At 38.6% G+C, this 23,117-nt stretch carries 19 protein-coding genes; 7 read left to right on the top strand and 12 right to left on the bottom strand.

Features of this window, described 5'->3' with window-relative positions:
- Positions 1-3: 3 nt before the first annotated feature.
- Positions 4-978 carry a glycoside hydrolase family 130 protein gene (locus FERPE_RS09030; RefSeq protein ID WP_014452319.1) on the top strand — a complete coding sequence of 325 codons (975 nt, stop codon included), beginning with the start codon at positions 4-6 and terminating at the stop codon, positions 976-978.
- A 74-nt stretch (positions 979-1,052) separates the two neighbouring features.
- Here the strand turns inward: FERPE_RS09030 and FERPE_RS09025 are convergent, their stop codons facing one another.
- The 12 genes from FERPE_RS09025 to FERPE_RS08970 form a co-directional block, all read right to left on the bottom strand.
- The gene (locus tag FERPE_RS09025) at positions 1,053-2,768 is read right to left on the bottom strand and encodes an ABC transporter permease (protein WP_014452318.1); all 1,716 of its coding nucleotides are present in this window, start codon (positions 2,766-2,768) and stop codon (positions 1,053-1,055) included.
- Between the two features lie 18 nt (positions 2,769-2,786).
- Positions 2,787-3,752 (bottom strand): ABC transporter permease, encoded by a 966-nt coding sequence (locus FERPE_RS09020; protein ID WP_014452317.1) that lies wholly within the window; start codon positions 3,750-3,752, stop codon positions 2,787-2,789.
- Positions 3,753-3,894: 142 nt separating this feature from the next.
- Complete coding sequence (locus tag FERPE_RS09015; RefSeq protein WP_014452316.1) at positions 3,895-5,628, bottom strand: ABC transporter substrate-binding protein; 1,734 nt, start codon at positions 5,626-5,628, stop codon at positions 3,895-3,897.
- Between the two features lie 2 nt (positions 5,629-5,630).
- Positions 5,631-6,629 (bottom strand): ABC transporter ATP-binding protein, encoded by a 999-nt coding sequence (locus FERPE_RS09010; protein ID WP_014452315.1) that lies wholly within the window; start codon positions 6,627-6,629, stop codon positions 5,631-5,633.
- Positions 6,619-7,620 (bottom strand): ABC transporter ATP-binding protein, encoded by a 1,002-nt coding sequence (locus tag FERPE_RS09005; RefSeq protein ID WP_014452314.1) that lies wholly within the window; start codon positions 7,618-7,620, stop codon positions 6,619-6,621. Before FERPE_RS09005 ends, FERPE_RS09010 begins: the two co-directional genes overlap by 11 nt.
- 266 nt (positions 7,621-7,886) lie before the next feature.
- Positions 7,887-8,618: a hypothetical protein gene (locus FERPE_RS09000; RefSeq protein WP_014452313.1), complete on the bottom strand. Its 732-nt coding sequence runs from the start codon at positions 8,616-8,618 to the stop codon at positions 7,887-7,889.
- Positions 8,619-8,693: 75 nt separating this feature from the next.
- Positions 8,694-8,966, bottom strand: a complete 273-nt coding sequence (locus FERPE_RS08995; protein WP_014452312.1) for a hypothetical protein — start codon at positions 8,964-8,966, stop codon at positions 8,694-8,696.
- Positions 8,967-9,019: 53 nt separating this feature from the next.
- On the bottom strand, positions 9,020-10,501 hold the full coding sequence (xseA, locus tag FERPE_RS08990) for an exodeoxyribonuclease VII large subunit (RefSeq protein ID WP_014452311.1): 1,482 nt from the start codon (positions 10,499-10,501) through the stop codon (positions 9,020-9,022).
- Positions 10,473-12,641 (bottom strand): TIM-barrel domain-containing protein, encoded by a 2,169-nt coding sequence (locus FERPE_RS08985; RefSeq protein ID WP_014452310.1) that lies wholly within the window; start codon positions 12,639-12,641, stop codon positions 10,473-10,475. The genes xseA and FERPE_RS08985 overlap by 29 nt, the downstream gene beginning before the upstream one ends.
- A 33-nt stretch (positions 12,642-12,674) precedes the next feature.
- The gene (panC, locus tag FERPE_RS08980) at positions 12,675-13,517 is read right to left on the bottom strand and encodes a pantoate--beta-alanine ligase (RefSeq protein ID WP_014452309.1); all 843 of its coding nucleotides are present in this window, start codon (positions 13,515-13,517) and stop codon (positions 12,675-12,677) included.
- 102 nt (positions 13,518-13,619) lie between these two features.
- Positions 13,620-14,630 carry a DNA-processing protein DprA gene (gene dprA, locus FERPE_RS08975; RefSeq protein ID WP_014452308.1) on the bottom strand — a complete coding sequence of 337 codons (1,011 nt, stop codon included), beginning with the start codon at positions 14,628-14,630 and terminating at the stop codon, positions 13,620-13,622.
- A 60-nt stretch (positions 14,631-14,690) separates the two neighbouring features.
- Positions 14,691-14,972 (bottom strand): RnfABCDGE type electron transport complex subunit B, encoded by a 282-nt coding sequence (locus tag FERPE_RS08970; protein ID WP_014452307.1) that lies wholly within the window; start codon positions 14,970-14,972, stop codon positions 14,691-14,693.
- 431 nt (positions 14,973-15,403) lie between these two features.
- On the opposite strand from FERPE_RS08970, the gene pelG reads away from it, so the two are divergent.
- The 6 genes from pelG to heR are packed head-to-tail and all read left to right on the top strand — an operon-like array spanning position 15,404 to position 23,038.
- The gene (gene pelG, locus FERPE_RS08965; protein WP_014452306.1) at positions 15,404-16,816 is read left to right on the top strand and encodes an exopolysaccharide Pel transporter PelG; all 1,413 of its coding nucleotides are present in this window, start codon (positions 15,404-15,406) and stop codon (positions 16,814-16,816) included.
- A gap of 43 nt (positions 16,817-16,859) precedes the next feature.
- Positions 16,860-18,071: a GAF domain-containing protein gene (locus FERPE_RS08960; RefSeq protein WP_014452305.1), complete on the top strand. Its 1,212-nt coding sequence runs from the start codon at positions 16,860-16,862 to the stop codon at positions 18,069-18,071.
- Entirely contained in the window at positions 18,052-18,963 is a 912-nt protein-coding gene (locus FERPE_RS08955) for a hypothetical protein (RefSeq protein ID WP_014452304.1), read from the top strand. Before FERPE_RS08960 ends, FERPE_RS08955 begins: the two co-directional genes overlap by 20 nt.
- Positions 18,964-19,003: 40 nt before the next feature.
- Positions 19,004-19,891: a methylenetetrahydrofolate reductase gene (locus FERPE_RS08950; protein WP_014452303.1), complete on the top strand. Its 888-nt coding sequence runs from the start codon at positions 19,004-19,006 to the stop codon at positions 19,889-19,891.
- A gap of 36 nt (positions 19,892-19,927) precedes the next feature.
- Positions 19,928-22,267 (top strand): replication restart helicase PriA, encoded by a 2,340-nt coding sequence (gene priA / locus FERPE_RS08945; RefSeq protein ID WP_014452302.1) that lies wholly within the window; start codon positions 19,928-19,930, stop codon positions 22,265-22,267.
- A 21-nt stretch (positions 22,268-22,288) separates the two neighbouring features.
- Positions 22,289-23,038, top strand: coding sequence for a heliorhodopsin HeR (gene heR / locus FERPE_RS08940; RefSeq protein ID WP_014452301.1), 750 nt, complete (start codon positions 22,289-22,291; stop codon positions 23,036-23,038).
- Positions 23,039-23,117: the final 79 nt, after the last annotated feature.

Raw genomic sequence — 23,117 nt, 5'->3', positions numbered from 1 at the left:
TATATGAAGATAGTTACTCAAAGTCTGCCTAATATTCCTTGGGAAAATAGACCAGAAGGTTGCAGTGACGTCGTTTGGAGATATTCCAGAAACCCAATCATCCAAAGAGACCAAGCGAAGGATTCTAACAGCATTTTCAACAGTGCGGTTGTGCCCTTCAAAGAAGGTTTTGCTGGTGTTTTCAGGGTAGATGATAAACAAAGAAGGATGAACCTACGTAGAGGTTTTAGTAAGAACGGGATTAATTGGAAAATAGAGGACAAACCTATTGAATTCATCCAGGAAACGCGAGAGCCTGTAGAAAGTGAATACAAATACGATCCACGCGTAGTTTTCATCGAAGATAGATATTGGATTACTTGGTGTAACGGATACCATGGACCAACAATAGGAGTGGGATACACTTTCGATTTTGAAACATTCTACCAAATCGAGAACGCTTTTCTACCGTTTAATAGGAATGGTGTCCTATTCCCACGCAAGATTAATGGAAAATACGCAATGCTCAGCAGACCATCGGATAATGGTCATACTCCTTTTGGCGATATTTTCTACAGTGAGAGTCCAGACATGATTCATTGGGGGGTGCATAGATTCGTTATGGGTGCAGGTTACACACCTTGGCAATCATTGAAAATAGGCGCTGGCCCTGTTCCTATAGAAACTAGCGAGGGATGGTTGCTTTTCTACCATGGAGTTTTGCTCTCCTGCAATGGATATGTATACAGTTTCGGTGCTGCATTACTGGACCTTGACAAACCTTGGAAAATTATCAAACGTTCAAAATCTTATTTGCTATCACCACAAATGCTTTATGAATGCGTTGGTGACGTCCCAAATGTCGTATTTCCAGTTGCCTGTCTTGTTGATGGAGATACAGGACGTCTTGTTATTTATTACGGTGGTGCTGATACAGTCGTTGCACTAGCGTTTGGTTATGTGCAAGAGATTGTTGATTGGTTAAAGTATGACAACTGAAAAATTCGGTAAGTAAAAAGTGGCGGGAAACCCGCCACTTTTTACTTGGAATATTCCTGATTTTATTTTTATGATCATCCAAGCGCTCTTGGGTCAAATGCGTCTCTGAGACCATCACCAACAAAGTTAAACGCGAGGACGACAATGAATATGAATGCACCTGGAATGAGCAACCAAGGAGCCTTTTCGAGTATGTAAACATCCTGTGCAGCAGTCAACATATTACCCCAAGATGCTGAGGGCTCCCTAATACCAAGACCAAGATAAGAGAGACCGGCTTCACCAAGGATGTAACCTGGTATTGAAAGTGTTGAACTTACGATAATGTATGTTGCAAGATTTGGTATGATGTGTCTCCACATAATACGTGTATCTGGGAACCCAAGCGCGATTGCAGCTTCAACATACTCTCTTTGTCTTTCCGCCAGAATTTGTCCTCTGATAATCCTTGCTCTACCGGGCCAACCAAGGAATGCAAGAATGAATATCAAGAGCATGTACGTTTGGGAACTTGGTAGGTCTATTGGTAACACCGCACGGAGTAAAAGTAGCAAATAGAATCCCGGAATTGCCATTAAAATTTCACAGAATCTCATGATAATTTCGTCAACAAGCCCACCATAAAATCCTGCGAGCGCTCCAAAGAAGAGTGAGAGCGTCAATGTAACAAACAGACCTATGAATCCTATGGTCAATGAAATTCTTGACGCAAAAATAATTCTGCTCCAAACATCTCTACCGTACCTGTCTGCACCGAATATGTTTATTGACACATATTCATTGTTATCGTAGTTATCTACGCCAAACAGATGGTAGTGAAGAGGAATAACCCAGAAAAGATACCCTACTCTTCCTGGATCAGTCTTGTCTGGTCCCCAAGATTTAACAAACCATTTTACGGGGTAGAATTTGTAATCGTAGGATACAATTTTAGCTTCATCAAGTGATATCTCGTGTTCGTTAAAATCTGAGTCGTAATATTTGATACCTACAAGTGCTTGTTCAAGCTTTACGGCAGTCAAACGTTCCATAGCTTCTTGTTCGGTTGCTGCAAAGAAGCCGAACTTCCAACCTTCGTTTTGGGCAACAAAAGACCTTGCAGTTCTTGAATTTGTTATCCTCTCGTTCCTACCCTGCTCTAATATCTTGTCATCTACTCCAAAGACAAGTGCATCCAAATCTTCTGTTTCATCTTTATACTGCACCCATTGACCATCCACCTGGGCATAACCAATTGTTCTAACAACAAGCTTAATCGATTCTGCAAGAACAAATCTTTCGTCAAGTTTCCTTCCTTTTGGAAGGTATTTCGGAACAATTGTTCCATCTTCTTTTATTTCAACAACATGCTTATCAATTATCGCAAGCTCTGTTCCATCGCTCAGTTTAACTTTTATCCTGCTTGGGAACAGCATGGTCTTAAAATTCTGAGTGTAGTCCAATTTATCGATATAGCTAATTTCCGGAAGGACATACGGCGCCATCGTTGTTTTAAGGTCTGGAACTTTATACTTCATCATAACCGTCGTAGGTTTCTTTAGAGAATGGTTCAAATTTTGTGTAAATGGGTTATATGGTGCCAAGAAGTCTGCAAAAATCATTGCAATATACATAATGATAAGAACCCACATACCAAACATTGCAAGCTTGTTTTTCTTGAAAGCTCGCCACATCAGTTGCCCACGCGTAAGGTAAACTTCTTCGAAATCTATGCTCTCTGTACTTTCAACGGTAGCGTTAGAATCATTCTGAGGAACTTGATTGATGTTTTTCTTTTTATCTTCAGCCATATCTCAAAGCCTCCCTTATTACTCGTATCTTATGCGCGGGTCAACCGCCGCAAGCAGTATGTCACCAACAAGGTTTCCTAAAACAAGCAAAACAGTTCCAATAACAGTACTTGCCATAACAACATAGTAGTCTTTTTGCAATAACGCTTGATATGTCAACCTACCGAGTCCTGGCCAGGAGAATATGGTTTCAGTAATAACAGCACCGCTCAATAAACCTGAGAGGCTGTATCCGAACATTGTAATTAATGGGTTTATAGCGTTTCTTAAAGCATGTTTGTATATAACAACCCTTTCGGGCATTCCTTTCGCTCTAGCAAATTCAACATAATCCTCATTAAGGACATCAAGTAACGAACCTCTCATATACCTCATCAAACCGGCAAAACCACCGAATGTCAATGTGAAGGCCGGTAATTGCATTCTCCAGAAAATATCTTTAAATGCATTCCATACATCGAGTCGGGATGTTTCTGGGCTATACATACCACCGATTGGGAACCAACCAGTGCGTGCAGCCATATACAAAAGTACAAGTGCAAGGAAGAAACCTGGAAGTGCAAGACCACTGAATGCGATAACTGTTAGAATTTTGTCGGTAAGCGTATACTTCTTCAATGCCGATACAATACCTAAAACAACGCCTATGATCCATGATAAAACAAATGAGTAGAGCGACAAGACAAACGTTCCAAGTAAACGTTCGCCAATAAGAGAAGCGACAGGTCTTCTGTAATAGAACGAATAACCAAAATCACCTCTAACTACTTTACCAAGCCAGTAGAAATACTGAACAATGGCCGGTTTGTCCAGCCCAAGTTCTCTTTCCATAGCTTTTAGTGTCTCTGCGGAAACAGATGGATCAAGTTTGTACTGGTCTAAGAAAGTCCCAGGTGATAGTTGTATGAGTGCAAATACTATGATTGTTATTATCCACAACTCTGGCAACATTATGATAAGCCTGCGTGCGATGTATTTTATCAACCCAGTTCACCTCTCCTTTGTTCACCTTTTTAGCATGCCTTTCACAATTTGATGTCTGAAAAACACTTACAAAACCATCAGAACATTAAAAATCTAATAATGGGCGGGCGAAAGCCCGCCCGATAAACATAGTTTTTGAGAATTATTCTTCTTTCCAGAGCCAGTCAAGATTCCAGGTTGTTCCACCAAGCATTGTAATCTTGACATTCTTAACTGTGTTTCTCCATGCAAAGAGCCTGAGTGAGTTAACTGTGTAAATAAGCGGTATGTTTTCGGAAGCAAGTTTCTGGAATTTCGCCCAGTAGTCCTTCACAACGTTTTCATCAAGAATTCTAACGTTTTCTGCGAATATCTTATCAATTTCCTTTTCAAAATCTGGGACATAGTAGGCATTTGGATCAACCCAGTCAGCAACCTTTGGTGAAAGGTTCCAGAAGTGGAGCGAACCTTCAATTGACCAAACGTTCCTACCACCTTGTGGTTCATCAGAACCAGTCAAACCAATGATAATTGCGTCCCAGTCACCAACGTTGAGCATCCTGTTAACAAGTGTATTAAAGTCGCCTGGAACGAACGTAACGTCCATACCAAGTTGTTTGAGAGCAGCTGTAATAATGTTACCCATACCTTCTCTGACTGTATTACCAGCGTTCGTTTCAATAACGAATTTCACAGGTCTTCCTTTGCTATCGATAAGTCTACCATTCTTGTCCCAGCTGAATCCACCAAGTCTGAGTTCTGCTCTTGCCTTATTAAGGTCGTATGGGTATTTTACAGTGACTTTTTCATTGTAGTATGGTGATGCCATGGAAACTGGTGACCATTGTTCAATTGCAAGACCATTGAAGAGCGTATCAATCATCTTTTTCTTGTCCATTGCGTATGCAACTGCTTTTCTGAAGTGCACATTTCTGAACCATTCTCTCTTTGCTGGATCTTTGTTATTCCAATTGAATGTAATGAATTGTGTTCCATATGCTGGACCGTATGCAAGAACTGTGATATTGAATTTCTTTTCGTTTTCTTTGAAGTAGTTGAATTCTGTTCCTCTTGGTGAGTAGATATCAACTTCGCCTTTTTCAAACGCAAGTTTTTGTGCATCTTGCGAGGAAATTATCTTGTAAACAACTTCTTTCAAGAATGGAAGTTGTACACCATCTTTTGTCTTCTTCCAGTAGTACGGGTTTGCAACAAACCTTACGTATTGGTCGGGCACATATTCAACAGGAATGAACGGTCCCAAACCGACAATTTCCTTCTTGTTGATTGCATCAACTGTCCAGAATTCTGCGAATTTCTTTTCTTTGACCCATTTTTCCGCCTTGTGTTTTGGGAATATGTACATTCCACCAAGGTATCTGAGAGCAAGCCTGAATGGTTCTGGATAGTACATTCTGACAGTGTAGTCGTTAATCTTTGTCGCTTTTGGTAAATATCCGTTTGTACTTCTTATAACATCCTTGTATGAACTTGGGATATCAGGATTTGTGTAGATTTCATTGAGTGTGAAGACAACATCGTCTGCTGTGAATGGTGTGCCATCGCTCCACTTTACACCTTTTCTGAGGTACCAAATGATTTCCATACCGCCATCTTTTGTTAGCCTTGGACCGTCCCACTTTTCTGCAAGCGCGGGGTAGAACTTTCCATCGATAGCCGACCTTTCAATAAGGACTCCACCCCATCCCATGAACATAGCAATAACATCTGAGGAGCTTGTTTCCTTGGACACAGTATCGTTACATGTCCTTGGACCGCTCAATGTTGGAAGAATGAGTGTTCCACCTTTCTTACCCGTTGCGTCGTAACCAAGGTAGTTGGCAAATGCAAAGAAAACAACAAAAGTCAACAAAAGTGACACGAGAACCTTCCTCATACCTACACCTCCCTTTTATCTACCAGGTGGCATGCAACCTGGTGGTTTGAAGAAACGGATTTCATCTCTGGATATTCTTTCTCACAAATAGGCATTTTGAATGGACATCTCGGATGGAAGAAACAACCACTTGGTCTTGCTATCGGGCTCGGAACGTTTCCTGTAAGTATTATTCTTTTTCTCTTCTTTTCAATAGCTGGGTCTGGAATTGGTGAAGCTGACAGCAATGCCTTTGTATACGGATGAACAGGATTATCAAACACCTCGTTAACATCTCCCATCTCCACAATCTTACCTAAGTACATAACTGCAACTTGATGGCTTATAAACCTAACAAGTGCAAGGTTGTGGGAAATGAACACATATGTCAGTCCAAGTTCTTCTTGGAACTTCAAAAGCAAATTGACAATCTGAGCTTGAACAGAAACATCAAGCGCCGACGTTGGTTCATCCAGGTATATTATCTCTGGATCAACACTAAGTGCCCTTGCAATAGCTATCCTTTGTTTCTGACCACCGCTGAATTGGTGTGGATACCTGTCCATGTGGAATGGTTTTAAACCTACCATTCTTAAAAGCTCTATTGCTTTTTGTTCAGCTTCTTCTTTTGAATTAACTATCTTGTGAAACAACATTGGTTCAGTCAAAATCTGTCCAACCGTCATCCTCGGGTTCAAAGACCCAATTGGATTCTGGAATACTATCTGCATCTTTCTTCTGAAAGGTAAAAGTTCTTCCCTTGACAATCTGGAAATATCCGTTCCCATGATTTCTATTTTTCCATCCGTTGGATCAATAAGTCTTAGCATGACTCTCGCCGTTGTTGTCTTCCCACATCCTGATTCACCGACAAGAGCAAATGTTTCCCCCCTCTTGACTTCAAAAGAAACATCATCAACAGCTTTAACATCAGCAACGTGCTTTTTGATAAGAAAACCTTTGTATATAGGGAAATATTTTTTTAGGTTCTGTACTCTGATAATTACCTCATTACTTGGCATTTATATCCCCTCCGACTTCTACTGGGTTGAAGCATCTGACAAAGTGCCCTGGTTCAAGTTCTGCAAATGGTGGCAATTCTTTCGCACACTTATCAAGTCTTCTTGGACATCTTGGTGCAAATGGGCAAACATCGGGAACATCTATCATTCTCGGTGGTTGACCTGGTATCGATTCTAATTTGTCCTGCTTTATGTCAACCCTTGGGATGGATTTTAAGAGCATATTAGTGTATGGATGCATCGGCTTGTGGAACAAATCTTCTGCAGGGGCTAATTCCATCTGTCTTCCACCGTACATTACCATAACCCTGTCAGCCATCGCAGAAATAACCCCAAGGTCATGAGTGATAAAAATTGTCCCCGTCTTCAATTCTTTCTGAAGGTCTTTCATCAACTCAAGAATCTGGGCTTGTATGGTAACATCAAGTGCTGTTGTTGGTTCGTCAGCTATAAGTATCTTCGGGTTACACGAAAGTGCGATAGCGATAACAACCCTCTGTTTCATTCCACCACTAAATTCAAAAGGATACGAGTTCATTCGCTTTTCCGGTTCGGGAATTTGAACCTTTTCCAACATTTCAACTGCAAGTTTCCATGCAGTTGCTCTATCAACATGTTGATGCTGCATAATCGTTTCCATTAGCTGGTCACCAATCGTGTAAAGTGGGTTCAAGGATGTAAGTGGGTCTTGGAAAATCATCGATATTTCTTTACCACGTATTTCGGTAAGTTCATCTTCGTCCATCTTTACAATATCTTCTTCTTTTCCACGGCCTCTGTATATAATCTGACCGTTCACAATTTTACCAGGATGGTGAATAAGTCTCATGATACTTCTAACTGTAATACTTTTTCCAGAACCTGTTTCACCAACAATCCCCAAAACTTCGTTTTGAGACAAATCAAATGAAACATCGTTGACTGCTTTAAGAACTCCTTCTTCAAGATAGAACCATGTGCTTAAGTTTCTAACACTGAGAATGGGGTCCAAATCTACCAGTCCTCCTTCTATGCTTTATCTTTAAGAACTCAATTTGCTTCAGCTTAAAACTTTTCCAATTTCCAAGAAAGCTGAGGTCGCATATCTCAAATTGACTGATACATATTATACCACAATATGATTGTAACTTACAAGTTGCTTGAATTTGATTTTTTTCGCCAAATAGAGAGGTTTTTCAACTTCTTTTTTCAAAAGAGAATTTAATTCTTCATAAAAGCAACTATGCTCGATTTTTTAAAAGTCTACCGCTAAGTTTCTCAAATTACTTTTTGTTGAGTAAGTGTTTGGATAATAATCGTTAGTTTGATGATAGTTTCGTCACGGATATTTTTAATATCCCCAAATCTGCTAGTTATTTCTTCTTCAAAAACCGGGACCTTAACGGTTCCGCCTAAGCTTCGAATTTCCAAAAAATACGCAGTTGAAGAATCTTCACCAGAAGCTGTAGAGAAAAGGATTTTGTCCTGGACTAAACCTGCCGAAAGAATAGTTTTCAAAGGTATAATACTGTAACCAACAATGTGATAAGACTTGTGCAAGATATCAAAACGAACTTCGTTGATGTACAGCATATTGTTAGCAACAGAAATTACAACATAATAGACGGGATAAAAATACTTTGGAACCCCATGGTTGGATTTCACAAAGTATTCGTCGGTCATCCATGGACGGAATGAGAGAAATTCACCAAGAATTTTGTGACCTTTTTCTCTGATTTGGCTAACAACGAGAGTTTTTAACTCTTCAAAATTTCTGTCATACTTTGAGAGTGGAATAAAGCTGAAAAGGTAAAAAATGATTTCAAAGATGCTTGAAGCAATTAAAATAATACTTACCCCTATTTTTGCAAACTCAACAATGGTCATATAATTTTGGAGAAACGATAGAAATGAGAAATCGAAGAAGAGTAAAATAACACCGATGGAGAAAACTAAGACGTAGAGAAGCGGAAATTTTCTAAAGAAATCTCTATCAGTTTTTTCGCGCATATACCCCCTCCTATTCTCTCCCACCTGCTACTAAATCCAGCATTGTGTTAGAATTTTAGAATTATTTCAAATATCTTATTCTTCAACGCTTTTCAGGAAGTCCTCGTATTTCTTATCTATTTCCTCTTTTTGTTTTTTGATCGCGATAAGCTTTTCTCTCGCTCTTGTAAGAAGCAGTATAGCCTTTGCATAAAGCTCTATCTGTTTTTCTATATCCAACTCTGATGATATAAAGTAGTTTTTTATCATGTCTATTAGTTGCATTAGTTCCTTAAATGTTAGGCTGTTGATTTCTTCCTCATTTAACGCAAGTATCCTCTCAATATCAAATGTTTCTGTAACTTTCATCTTTCTAAGCCCTCCCTTTTGATTATAGACGATTATGAACATCTTAAGCTATTTCAAATCACCTTTGAAGTTACCTGACCATCTACAAAATTAATCTTAATAACATCGTTACTACTTATTTGTTTTATACTACTAACTATTTCGCCATTTTTCGTGATTAAAGCCCCGCCAACAGCTAACGCCTTCAAAGGTCCTCCTATACTTTCGAGTTCCATTTTCATCTGCTCTGTTTTACTGTAGAATGACAAATAATTCTTATCCACGACGGCAGAGATGTTTTCAAAACTTATCAATTCACTTGTCTTTTGTTCTATATTAATCGAAAGATCCTTACTCATTGCGTGTAATGAATCAGCAATTAATCGTTCTGACTCGGAAAACTTTGACTCCAATCTCTTCGAAATGTTGTTTACAAAATCAAAAGAGATTCTGTCCTCGAATTCAGATAAACTTACCTTACTTGTGAGATATTTGGCATACTCTCTTATATTCCGAACCAATATTGATATGTTGTTTTTAAATGCATCACTCAATACGTTAAAAATTCCCGACTGAATTCTGGCTTCAGTTACCCCAATAACGGCACCTACTTTTTGTTTTAGTTCTCTGTAGCTTTGCTCCATATCGTCTATATAACCTTTCAACTGGTTTGAGATTTCCTTTGCCACCGCAGTAGGAGTAGGAAACCGTCTCCAAGCAACGTAATCTGCCACGGTCTCGTCTTTCTCGTGACCAATTCCGGTCAAAACGGGGATATATTTATTCATGTAAGCGATTCGAACGGCAAGTTCTAAATCGTCGAAAAACATTAAATCACTAGGTCCTCCACCACCTCTGATTATGGCTATTACATCGTATCTCACGTTGTTTGTTCTGCAGAAAAGTTCGATCCTATTCAAGGCAGAGATAACCTCTTGCGCTGTTGAAACTCCCTGCATTGAAGATTCGTATAGATGTATTACAGGTCGATAGATATCTGGAACTAACAGGTTCGAAAGAAAATCAAAATATCCTTGCGCTGTTTTTGATGTAATCACCGCAATCAATCTGATAGGTTCCAGCTCCGAAAGTTCGTGCGTCACTTCCATTAACAAGCCTTGCTTTCTTAATTCTTCCCTTATTCTCTGTCGTCTTTTCAATATATCGGATTCACCTTGTGGTGCAATTGAATCTGCCCAAAAACTGAACTGGAATCTATCTGGATAAAAAGAAAGTCTTCCTTGAAACTCCCATTTTTTGTGCTCTAAATCGTAAATATCTTTAACTCCAAAAGAATAAAGATAGTTCATAATCCCTCTCAAAAGATGCTTCCATACGATAACTGTAAGCTCAAACTTCTTTCCATCGACTCCCTCTTGGGAAACGGTTATATACAATGCTCCATTGTATGGTTTCACCTTAACAACATCAGCAACGAATCTGTATCTTTGTGATAAGATGTTCGTTTCCTTAAGCTTGCTATGGACGTATTCCACAAAATCTCTGAGTGTTTCAAAATTCAAAGGTTCACTCGATTGGAATCCTATATTCTCCATCACTACTCACCACTACACTAACTTTCTTAAAATTACCCTTCTGGTCAATAATCTCAAATTCCCATTCGCGTTCTTTCACTGGAAATCTGTTGTTCAATGTTTTTATTCGCAGATATCCATCTTTTATTACGACCTGTTTTAAGTTGTAAACGCCTCTTTTGTACTCAAGTGAGGTGCCATCATCTTCGTAGAAATAGCCAACAACTTTTGACTTCTGGGATGTTTTGAACACTTTCCAGTATATCTTGTCAACTTTCGATAAGTCAACGTAATCCGTTGGTTCAATCATCGGTATTGCCGAGTTACTAATCTGGAACGCTGGAATATAATGGATTGGAGTCTCTACTATGTTCCATCCTCTTTTGTAAATTTTCCTATCAAAAATTCCTATGCTTGTTCTTGGCAACCAAACCAAACGTTTTTGTATGTTCGGTCGGTATACAGGAGCAACCAAGATATCTGTTCCAAATAAATACTCATCCTCAATGTTGAAAGCTTCAAGCTGTTCAAAATCGTAGAAGAGAGGTCTCATGAGGGGCCTGTTTTTGAGAACGCCAAACATGTATTGTGTGTAAATGTAAGGAATAAGTTTGTATCTCCATCTTATTACCTCTCTTAGTATCTCTTCCACTTCTGATCCGAATGCCCAAGGTTCTTGCCTTCTTGTTCCGATAGCTGAATGATTCCTAAACATTGGAGTAAATAATCCGAACTCCATGAATCTAATAAGCAGTTGTGCGTTCACATCTCCACCAAACCCACCGACATCACATCCGCTGTAGAATACACCTGCAAGGCTTAGTGAATTCAACCTAATTATCTCTTGGAGAATATGCTCCCACCAACTATGGTTATCGCCGGTCCACACACCACCATATCTCTGAATGCCAGAATACGCTGAGCGAGTTATCAAAAACGGTCTTTTATTCTCTTTTTGGAGCATTTCAGATGTGGCACGCACCATGTTCAACCCATATGCATTTTTCACTTTCCAGTGCGGGGTTTCATCAAGATGTAAAATGTCTTCTCCGTGTCCTCTGCGTCCAATCTCGCCTATAGTCCCCAACATACCTGCGAGGTTTATGCCATCTTCCAATTTTGCATGTTTTAACTTTTCCCTTGCCTCTTCCAAGTCTTTTTCCGTGGCGAATATTGCTATCTCGTTCATATCGTTCCAAAAACCATCTATACCGTCATTTAAATACTTCTTCGCATTCTTCGCCCACCACTTTCTAACGCTTTTGTTCAAAAAGTCAGGGAATCTAACTCTTCCAGGCCAAACAGCACCTTCAAAATCTTCTCCACTGTAGTCTTTTAAAAAGTACTTATTCTTCCCTTCTTCAAATGCGAAATATCCTTTTTCCACCTTTACACCAGGGTCAAGAATCGACACTATTTTAAATCCATCTTTGTGGAGTGATTCCAGCATATTTTTGTAATTTGGGAAGTTTTCTTTACTCCAAGTAAAGACTTTGTATTTTTCCATATAGTCTATATCAAGATAAATCACATCGCAAGGGATTTTTTTCTCTCTAAACTTTTTGGCAATATCCAAGACTTCATTCTCGTTGAAATAGCTCCATCTCGATTGCTGATACCCAAACGCCCAAATAGGGAACGCAACGTTCCTGCCTGTCAGTTTGAGATACTGTTCCAAAATCTTTTTTATTGAATCTTCGACGATTATATACTGGACAAATCCCTTAGCTTTCGATTTAAAAGTAAGAGTTTTGTCGTTATTCGAATTCAAGTCTATCTCTAAATACCCTGGGTAGTCTGTAAAACAACCATATTTGGTTTTTAAATCCTTTGAGACGTAAATGTAAAACGGGAATGACTTGTAAAGCGGGTCTGCACCTGGATGATGTGTAAAATTATCAGTATTCCAGAAGATGTATTTTCGTCCATTTCTATCAAGTGGACCTACTTTATCACCAAAGCCGAAGAAGTATCCATCAGCATGATATCGTCTCTTCACAACGAAGAACTCTTGACCATCGTGAATTTCAACTTGAGCACACAAATCTTTGAAGAGAGAGTCAAATTCTTCAGGTTTCGCTGTCGAAATCTTGTTTGCGTATCTACCCAACACTGCAAAACTCCCTGCGTCAGCTTCTCCGTAGACTATCTTATATATCAACTTCAAGACCTCCCTGGCTAAAGATTATTTGTTTTAAACCTCAAAAATCATGTTGTCTATCAACCTTGCCTTGCCAACAAAAACAGCTAGAGCTACAATGACTTTCCTCTCTATTTTCTCAACCGGTTTCAATGTTTCTTCATCAACTATCTCTACATAGTCAACTTTCAAAAGTGGATGGTCGAGTATTTTTAACATTTCGCTCTTTATTTTCTGTACGTCACGTTCCCCAGATTCGATAAGCTCTTTGGCTTTCAGAAGCGATTTATACAACCTCGTTGCCTCTTTTCTTTCTTCTGGACTTAAATATACATTCCTTGAAGACATAGCCAGTCCGTCTTCTTCCCGAACGATGGGCATCTCTATCATCTCAACATCCATATTCAAATCCCTTACCATTCTTCTCAATACTCTGAACTGCTGGGCATCTTTTTGCCCAAAATAAGCCTTCGTTGGTTTCACTATATTGAAAAGTTTTGTCACAACGGTACAAACTCCTCTAAAGTGCCCCGGTCTACTTGCACCGCACAGATACTTTGAAAGCTCAACCTCCTCGACATACGTTGAATACATGGCTGGATACATTTCCTCAACGGATGGATTGAATACATAGTCTACACCTATTGGTTCCAGCAACCTCAGGTCTCTCTCGAGGTCACGTGGATACCTGTTGTAATCTTCATTTGGCCCAAACTGTGTGGGATTGACAAATATACTGACAACAACAACATCGTTCTCTTTGCGTGCCGCTTCCACTAAACTCAAATGTCCTTTGTGAAGATACCCCATTGTGGGCACAAAGCCTATACTTTTGCCGCTTTTCAAGATATCGTTCACTATCTTCTTCATCTCCGCTATTGTGTGAACAAGGCGCATATTTTCGCCTCCTTCCATACGTTCGCAAAAACATCTCTAACAATCGATATTCGATATTACCGCCGCATATTGCCGTGCGTTTTATTACACCGTTTTTAATGTTTACCTAGCCCTTGCATACGTATTGCGTTCTGTCCTGTAAACAAGACCTTTGAGCTCCAAAGTCGTTAAAATGAGCATAACTTGCGAGATTGGGACATTTAGTTTTTCTGACATTTCTTCTATTGTTACCTCACTTTCAATGGCACCGAAGATTTGAGCTTCATCATCCGTCAGTTCAACTATCTTTCTGTGGTCTTTAAAGCCGTAGTATTCAAGTATATCAGAAGGTTCGGTTGCAACAAAGGCTCCGCTTTTAATAAGGTAATTTGTCCCCTGAGAAGTTGTTCTAAAGATATCTCCTGGAACTGCAAAAACATCTCTTCCTTGTTCAATAGCGTACTTTGCCGTTATGAGCGCACCACTTTCAACACCAGCTTCGGTGACCAATACACCTACCGAAAGACCAGATATTATTCTATTTCTCTCTACAAATGTGAATTTCTTAGGCGATTCCCAAGGCAGATATTCGCTAACTACGCACCCGTTATCTATTATTTGTTCGTAAAGCATCTTATTTGATTTAGGATACACCACATCCACGCCACATCCAAGCACAGCAATGGTAGGTCTGTTCAACCTTAAAGCACTCGAATGTGCTATGGTATCAACTCCGTAAGCCATACCGCTCACGATTACAAAATGTTTTGAAATTTCGCTAACAAATCTTTCTGTTACCTGTTTGCCGTAGCTAGTCATCTTACGCGTTCCAACAACTGCGAAAAGATTATACGACAAATACTCCCATTTTCCTTTAACAAATAAACATACCGGAGGGTCCGGTATGTTCTTTAACGATTGAGGATACTCTTCATCCCAGTAAGTTATCAGCTTAGTACCTGTTTCACGCAAATAAATCGACAATCTGGTAATCAGTTCTGAAAATTCCCGCGAGGAGTTCTCAAAATCTTCAAAGATTGTTGGCTCATAATGCAGATATTGCTCTATCTGCGTAATATTCTTCTTAAAAACCTTAGAAAGTGCAACAATACTCAGCGAAGTATCCAACCCCATCCCCTATCCCCCAAGATATATAGGTTCTAATTTTTAGCAAAACGTTCCAGAAATCAGCAGTTAGTTATTTTTCTGACTAAGTATCTGCCTGATTTTTTCTTCAACTCCAGACTTTTTACCTGGCAAACATTTATCAGGCTTATCTCCTTTGGCGATAGCTTTGGCGTAACCTTCGCATCCAGGATAACCACATGCACCACAATTTATTCCAGGTAAAGCCTCTAAAATGAGCTTGACCGTTGGGTCCTCTTCGACTTTGAACTTTTCAGAAACATATGAAAGAAACAACCCAAAAGCAAAACCTAGTCCTCCAAGCAGGACTGCCGAGTAAACGACCACCACACCGTTCACCTCCGAATATATATGAAATAATGGAAAATGTTCGAAAAAAAGCAAGCTTAACCTACTGTGTTTTTTAATTATTATACACCAAAACAAATTTCAATGCAAACTTATATGGCGCGTGCCTACATTTATACTTAACAACACATAGGTTGTTCCCAAAAATGGTTAAAAACCCATGCGAAACCTTCAAACCTAGTTTATCTAAACATGAATTTGAACTAACCGTATCATTCCATTAACACTGCGATACTTGAAACTTTACCTTACATATCTGATAATATATGTGCAGCGACCCCCCTATCCCCCCTTGGAAGAGTTGAAAAACTTTTTCAAGACCCCCCGGATAATGGACCGGGGGTATTTTTTATTTATGCACACATTGTGTTATAATTTCTATGTAACCAATAATTTCCTAAAAAGGGGTAAATATGGCGGGGATTGGTTTTGAACTCAACAAATTGTTAAGTAAAAACTCTTTTTTTTCTGATATATTCAGTTTCTTTTATTCAGCAAATGTTAGTGCTGGACCTTGGATAATGTCTTCTGTCACTCTTGTTGTTATTCAATTACTCATTCCGCAAAATGAGATACCGTTCTTTATTTCGGCAATCATATACACGTTTATCTTTTCCACGATAATCTTCGGCAGTGTTTCCACTTCTGTAACGAGGTTTCTAGCGGATTTAATCTACAAAAAGGAATTCGAAAAAATATATGGGCTTTACATTTCATCTCTTGGATATGCAGTCTTTTCTTCCGCAACTTTCCTAACTGTCTTCTTCCTAATAAATAAAATTACAGAGCTTTGGAAAATATTTCTGTTTTCATATTCTCTAACAAGTTTGACAATCATTTGGGTACAAGTCATTTTCATAACGGCAATAAGGGTTTTTACTCCTGTTGTACTCAGTTTTTTATTCGGAAGTCTGCTGAGTCTGTTTGGAAGTGTTTATCTTTTTAAATTTAGAGGCGAATACTTTTCTTATTTGGGTTACAACTTCGGACTGATGTTTATAGCTTCAATGCTCCAGTTGTTTATAAGGCGCTATTTGTTTGTTGTGAAACCTTCCAAAGAGACCAAACTTCTATTCCTGGAAGCCGTAAAAAAATACAAAAAACAAGCCGTTTCGGGTTTCATAACTTATATGGCAGCCTGGATAGACGATTTCATCGCATGGTCTTATTTCAAATACTCAATTTCAAAAGGTTTCATTTTTGCTCCTCAGTATGATATCCCTATGTTCATTTCTTATCTCTTTATTGTCCCAACGCTGACACTCTTTGTGCTGAACTTAGAAACTGATTTCTACTTTAATTACAGGGCTTTCTACCAATCGATAGAAGAAAATCGCACACTTACATATATCAAGCTCGCCAAAGAAACACTCGATAATAACTTATACGCAACCACAAAACTCATTCTTTCAGTCCAATTCGCTTTTATGCTTTCTGGCTTAATACTCTCGGGTCCTTTTGCAAAAGCTTTGTTGTTAAACGATTATGGTCTTAAAGCCTTAAGATTTGGTATTGTGGGAGCTGCAGCGAACGGTATTTTTCTCTACGTTTCACTGATTGCTCATTACTTTGATTTGCCAGATATTCCTATGTATGCTTCCATAATCGCATTCACAATTAACTTCGTATTCTCGATGTTAACTATCATACGTTTCCCCGGTATTGGATTTGCTATAGGATTCATCATAGCAGTGATTTACAGCTGGACAAAATTCAGAGCCGTATACAAAGATTTGCTCCACTTTGAGTTCATACGAAACAGACTATCTCTTCCTTTAAGGCAGGTGATTATCCACGAAAACAAATATTTTGAAGAAACTGAATGATACAGGAAAACATAAGACTCCCAAACTATGGAATAACAAAGCATTGAAAAAACTCATTCAAAAAAACAACTTTACAAACTTGAAAAGCTTTTTGTTCCAACTGTTGGAACTGATAATATCATTTGCTATAGTGATTACCTTGCACCTCACTTCTGTTATAAGCTCTTCAGTTACAATTGTTTTTCTTGTTGCCTTCATCTTCATATGGTCCGCAAGATATGGGTTACTGCCTTTCTTAGTATCGATTTCGATATTCCAGTTACTGCTACTAACACTTTTCAAACAAGTGCAAAACATTGGTGGACTGAGTTTAAATACCGTTTCAATTTTTACCATTGTTGTTGGACTCATAATTGGAGTTGTTGGTGAGATGCTTAATAAAAAGATTAGAGATTTACAAAACGATAAGAAAAGACTGGAGCTGGAAAACCAGAAGCTACTTTCTGCTATAGGCGATATGAGAGTAGTCATCTCTCAATTACAAATGAGAATTTACTTTGAAGGTGAAGGATTGATAGTTTTACTTGAAAGGCTTAGAGAATTGGAAATACTAGATGTAGATGAAATGCTTACGAGGGCTGTCGAAATTATCGCTGAGTTCTTCGAACTCGAAAATCTTCATCTCTACCGCTGCGAGGGGAATTTCATGAGGTATGTAGCTGGCATAGGTCAGAAAAGACTACCAAATTCACTCGATACAACAAAATCCAGAGTCATTTACGATGCTCTTCAAAACGGATATTCAACGCTTCCCAAAGTTATAATGAAAGCAGATATAACTTCCTTCGAGCCTTGGTTTGCCGTGGTAATTGGTGAAAAATCAAATGCCTTTGGTGTTTTCGTTGTTGAAGATGTTTCGCCAGAAAAGTTTTCAGAAACTCTTGTAAAATACATAAGTGCTGTTGCAGGTTGGTTGTATGCAAACGTCAGGACAATACTGCAAGAAGAGAAAGCTCTGGAAGAAGTCTACAAAAAACCAGACGGAACTTGGGACGAAAATTATTACATTAAAAAGAAGAAAGTCTTCGAGAAACGAAAAGAAAGATTTGGCATACCTTATGAGGAATTATGTATAACCTACAAATCCGAATACCACAACTCCATAGTAAACACTTTCAGAAAATCCGATGTGCTAGTAGCATACCCTACAAATGGTAAAATTGTCCTAAGAGCCCTCTTAGCTGTCTGCGACGCTCAAGGAAAGGCAAAAATACTTGAGAGGTTGATCAATAAATATGAAATCGAGGTATGTTAAAAATGCAGATTTCAAAGGGTCCGGAGAGATGAGAAATATCAGAAAGAATTCTATTAACAAACGCCAACAATTAAGCTCTAAAATAATTTCGGGTACCAACCAAATTATAGTTTTCATTAACCTTTTCTCCATACTTTTTTATGGATTCCGCTTAGAGAACCTTATCGTCATACTCATTTCTGCAGTTCTTTTTTACATCGAGCGAAAAAATTTACCGGAAGTTGTTCTTTTCGTGTTAGCTTATCCACTATCCTGGCTATTCTTTATCCCTTTGAAAAATGAAGAAATTGAAGACTTCTTCAACATACCACTACCACCGGAGATCCGGCTAAATATCGACGAAACTGTAAAATCAGTTCTCCCGGTGAAAACAATTATTATTATTGGAGACACAACTGAAAAGAAGGCCGTTACTCAGAAACTTGTCACATACGTAACACACGGTATTGATGTCGAGGAGAATATGAAATACCTCCGGATGTTGCAAAAGGACCCCCACATGGATATTGCCCTTTACGCCGGCCAAGCATTCGAAGACATAGAAAATTATTTTGAAGAACAGATTGCAAAGTCCAGGAATATTAACGACATAGAATCCTGCTTGACTATTTACAACTATTTGAGAACAGGTATTCCGAAAGGTGTTGTAAGACAAGACCTTGAAAATCTTTTACGCGCAAAAATGGAAAATGTAAGCAACCGCCTGCCAGAATACTATGAAATTATGTACTATCTTGAAAAAGATGAAAACTATTTCTTGAAAGGATATGAGGTAACAAAGGAGCCAAGACTTCTGAAAAAGTATCTTTTAGAAAAACTCAGAAAGAGGGAATACAATATTGTAAAAGCATACTTATCAGAAACAACCAGAAAGCTTATTTGTGAAAACTAATTAGATTTTTCCCCACTCTTAGTACTCGAGGTGTTACCATATGGATGAAACAAATAAAACCGAATTTTTTGCTTATCGGTTTATTCTAGAGACACTTCCTCCAAGGGGAACGAACCCAGACAAATACTTAGCTTTCTGCAAAGAAGCTGTAGAACAAGGAGCTCAAATAATTGCGGTCACAGATTTACCTATGGGAAGTGCAAGGGTATCTCCCATAGCACCTGCTCATATGCTGGTAGAAATGGGATTAGAGGTGCTGATGCATTTTTCACGAACTACGAGAAATGCAATTCGAATAGAAGGTGATTTAATCGCTGCACACATGCTTGGTATTAAGAATCTCTTGATTCTCTCCGGAGATGACCCAAGGGTTGGAACCTATCCGTTTTCATCGAGTATTGAAGATTTTAGTATATACGATGTGTTCAAACTAACAAAACTACTGAACGAAAAGGGTGAAGACCTCGCAGGTTTGAAAATCTTTGGTTCTTTCTCGTTCAATGCGGGAGGTGTCTTCAGCCCATTTGAGAAAGATTTGAATCAGACATTGGAAAGAATGGAACTCAAAATGCAAAATGGATGCCAATTTTTCGTCTCGCAACCTATCTTCAATTCCGAGACTATTTTAAAATTATTTGAAAAATCTGAAGCTGAAGAACTTTTCAGAAGAACTAAAATCTACATCGCTCTCATGGTTTTTGAATCCTTTCAACAACTTGAACATTACTCAAAAGTCCCAGGCGTCTTCGTTCCAAAAGAATACTTCCGTCAAAAAAATGATGCACATTTAGAACAATACTCAATTCATCAATGCATCTCCATAATTGAAAAGCTTGCACCATATGTCCATGGCTTTTACCTCACTTCCACAACAAAGAAAATGGAAACGATAAAGACAATTTCGGATGCAGTAGTTTCGCAGTATTAAAAAAACAAGAGAGTCAAACAAAAGGAGCAGGTAACGATGTATTACGTTGTAGCAATATCGAATTACTCGGAGAACAAGATGTTCGTATACTCTTCCGCTGAAAACATAACCCTTGGAGAAAGGGTTGTGGTATCTTTTAGAAATAAAAAGACTTTGGCGTATGTGATTCAAAAGTTTGAGAGTATTGAAAAAATATGGAAGAGTAACATAAAAGAACTTATTGACTTTGAGAAAATAGGATTGAATTCATCTAAGGTACCGAAAATCATTGAACGTTGTGACTATATTTCATTCATAGATAGTGTCCGACTAAATGCATTTATCGACTGTGCACTTTCTCTGGGTTATCCAATAGGTCGGTTGTTCGACTTATCATTCCCTCCCAGTTTTGACAAATACTTCACGCTATTTGTTGAAAGTGCTAACCCGTTGTTTAACCTTCCAAAGATGAAATACGAAGAATTTAGGAAAATGAGCAAGGCAAAAGAGTACATCGAAAATGGGCTGGTTAGAATTTTCCGCGATTTCGAAACTAAAAAGCCAAGACCAAGGGGCAAAGAAGAATTTGTAAAGCTTTTAGCTTCCCCAGAAGAATTGGCAAAGTTACGATTGACTTCAAAACAATCGGTAGTTGTAAACTATTTGCTTTTAAAAGGAGTATCAACCGTCGATGAAATACTGAGCGACTTGGAAGGCGAAGGTATAGATAAAAGTGTTTTAGTGCAACTAAAAAATAAAGGTGTTGTTGAAATAACAGAACTACCAATTACAAACGAAACAACTGAACAACTTAACAGTAAAAGAAAGCTAACGGACGAACAGCACAAAGCCGTAGAAAATATCTTAGAAGAATTAAACGACCGAAAAACGCATTTAAAACACCTACTTTTTGGTCCTACAGGAAGCGGAAAAACAGAGGTTTATTTAGATGTTATTAAACACGCACTGAACTTTGGTAATGTGATTTACCTTGTGCCAGAGATATCACTAACAGAACAAACCATTGCAAGACTGCGAAAACACTTTCCAGATATCCCCATCGCGGTGTATCACAGCTATCAGACAGACGCAAAAAGGGTAGAAATATGGTCAAAAGCAGTAAAAGGGGAAATAAACATCCTCGTTGGTCCGCGCAGTGCCCTCTTCGTTCCCTTGAAGAATTTAAAACTTGTCGTTGTTGATGAAGAACAAGACGAAGGATACTACAACAACAGTGAGCCATATTACGATGTGAGAAAGATACTACATCACTTTCCAGTAACCATTATATTTGGCTCTGCAACTCCACATCTTGAAACCTACAAACTTGCAAAGGATGGGCTCTACAAATTCCACGTTCTCACAAAGAGATTCAACGTAGAATTACCAGAAGTTGAAATCATCGACATGAGGAAAGAAAAGAAAGTGACTCCTTCGATATCTAAGACACTTCACGAAGAAATTACAAACGTTCTAAACAAGGGCATGTCAGCTTTGATATTCACCCGTCGAAAAGGATTTTCAAGGGTCCAATGTGCCGTATGTGGTCACACCGTGAAATGTGACAACTGCGATGTCTCCATGACTTACCACTCCGATTCCGAAAAGCTGAAATGTCATCTGTGCGGTTTGGAAAAAGGTGTTCCGAATATGTGCCCAGTTTGTGGCTCTCAACTATTCACAGACAAAGGCACAGGGACTGAAAAGATAGAAAGAGAACTCAGGGAACTCTTCCCTGGTAAAAATATTGGACGAATAGATGCAGAAATTATTGACACTCCTGAAAAACTGAAAAAAGTCCTCGAAGCTTTAAGAGAAGGAAAATTGGAAATCGTTACAGGGACGAAGATGATAACAAAAGGACTGGATATCTATCGAATAGGTCTCGTTGGAATCGTTGACGTCGATGCGTTGATATCTTATCCTGATATAAACGCTCCATTAAGAACTTTTCAACTCCTTGTCCAAGTCATTGGTAGAGCTGGGAGAAAAGAAAAAGGCAAAGCTATCATACAAACCTACGACCCGAACAATCCCGTAATTGTTTACGCAAGTGCACAGGATGTTATAGGTTATTACGAGCGTGAATTGTCGTTAAGAAGAGAATTGAATTATCCTCCATTCGCAGATATTGTGCATGTTATGTATTCAAACCAATCAGAAGAAATAGCCAGAGAAACCATCGACGCCGTTTACAACGAAATTCTCAACGCAGAAGAGCTGTATATAGAAATACTTGGCCCTTCTGAGCACCCCGTATTTAAAGTTGCGAACAAATATCGTTATCAGTTCTTTGTTAAAACCACAAATGTATCTAAAGTTGTTAATTTAATTAGTGAAATCAAAACCAAATATCCGGGGGATTGGGTTGTGCAGGTCACTCCTCCGGAGATATAACATACGAAAAGGGGTATTAAGATGAAAAATGGTGAACTTACCAAGTTGAGGGAAATGAATCTGTTTGCTGCAATTTTCCATCTTGTGCAAGGAATAGTGGTATTAGTTCTTGCAAACGACTTTTCAATAACCATAACAAGGGGATTTTTGAAATTCGATGAAACTACACGCAGTCTCATCCCAGCAGTGGAAAATCTCTTCGATGTTAAGCTTGCATATCTTATAGCTTCTTTCCCATTCATAACGTTTATTTTCCATCTATTAGTTGCTACGGTATTCAACAAAAAGTACAACGAAGACCTGAGTAAAGGTATTAACCCATTCAGATGGGCAGAGTATTCAATCTCTTCCTCCATCATGATGATCATCATAGCTATGCTCGTAGGTATCTCTGATTTTGGAACTTTACTACTCATATTCTCAATCAACGCAACAATGATACTCTTTGGATATCTGATGGAATTAATTAATCAGTTCACAGAGAAAACCGTTTGGAGTCCATTCTACTTTGGGGTATTTGCTGGGTTAATCCCATGGATAGTGGTATTCCTAGTCATACTCAGATCAAATCCACCTGACTTTGTGATTTGGATATTTGTCAGTATCGCTATTTTCTTTAACCTATTCCCAATAAATATGACTTTGCAGTATAAAAAGATTGGCAAGTGGAAAGACTATTTATACGGTGAAAAAGTCTACATCATCTTGAGCCTTGTTTCAAAAACAATCTTAGTCTGGCAAGTTTTCGCCGGAACGTTGCAACCTAAGTAATTAAGGTCAGTCTTTAAATTGCAGCCGCCTTGCAAGGCGGCTGCATTTTTGGAGTTTTTATTTCGCTTTCTTAGAGTTC

It is taken from the genome of Fervidobacterium pennivorans DSM 9078 (assembly GCF_000235405.2).
GTDB classification, from domain to species: domain Bacteria; phylum Thermotogota; class Thermotogae; order Thermotogales; family Fervidobacteriaceae; genus Fervidobacterium; species Fervidobacterium pennivorans.
The sequence above is the reverse complement of the archived record's forward strand: the minus strand, read 5'-3'. Positions and strand labels throughout refer to the sequence as shown.

Excerpts from the sequence above, each read along its gene's own strand:
- FERPE_RS09000 (WP_014452313.1), bottom strand. The coding sequence starts at position 8,618 with ATGCGCGAAAAAACTGATAGAGATTTCTTTAGAAAATTTCCGCTTCTC.
- xseA (WP_014452311.1), bottom strand. The coding sequence starts at position 10,501 with ATGGAGAATATAGGATTCCAATCGAGTGAACCTTTGAATTTTGAAACA.
- priA (WP_014452302.1), top strand. The coding sequence starts at position 19,928 with ATGTATTACGTTGTAGCAATATCGAATTACTCGGAGAACAAGATGTTC.
- panC (WP_014452309.1), bottom strand. The coding sequence starts at position 13,517 with ATGCGCCTTGTTCACACAATAGCGGAGATGAAGAAGATAGTGAACGAT.
- pelG (WP_014452306.1), top strand. The coding sequence starts at position 15,404 with ATGGCGGGGATTGGTTTTGAACTCAACAAATTGTTAAGTAAAAACTCT.
- FERPE_RS09025 (WP_014452318.1), bottom strand. The coding sequence starts at position 2,768 with ATGGCTGAAGATAAAAAGAAAAACATCAATCAAGTTCCTCAGAATGAT.
- heR (WP_014452301.1), top strand. The coding sequence starts at position 22,289 with ATGAAAAATGGTGAACTTACCAAGTTGAGGGAAATGAATCTGTTTGCT.
- FERPE_RS09015 (WP_014452316.1), bottom strand. The coding sequence starts at position 5,628 with ATGAGGAAGGTTCTCGTGTCACTTTTGTTGACTTTTGTTGTTTTCTTT.
- FERPE_RS09010 (WP_014452315.1), bottom strand. The coding sequence starts at position 6,629 with ATGCCAAGTAATGAGGTAATTATCAGAGTACAGAACCTAAAAAAATAT.
- FERPE_RS08955 (WP_014452304.1), top strand. The coding sequence starts at position 18,052 with ATGAAATCGAGGTATGTTAAAAATGCAGATTTCAAAGGGTCCGGAGAG.
- FERPE_RS09030 (WP_014452319.1), top strand. The coding sequence starts at position 4 with ATGAAGATAGTTACTCAAAGTCTGCCTAATATTCCTTGGGAAAATAGA.
- FERPE_RS08950 (WP_014452303.1), top strand. The coding sequence starts at position 19,004 with ATGGATGAAACAAATAAAACCGAATTTTTTGCTTATCGGTTTATTCTA.
- FERPE_RS08995 (WP_014452312.1), bottom strand. The coding sequence starts at position 8,966 with ATGAAAGTTACAGAAACATTTGATATTGAGAGGATACTTGCGTTAAAT.
- dprA (WP_014452308.1), bottom strand. The coding sequence starts at position 14,630 with ATGGGGTTGGATACTTCGCTGAGTATTGTTGCACTTTCTAAGGTTTTT.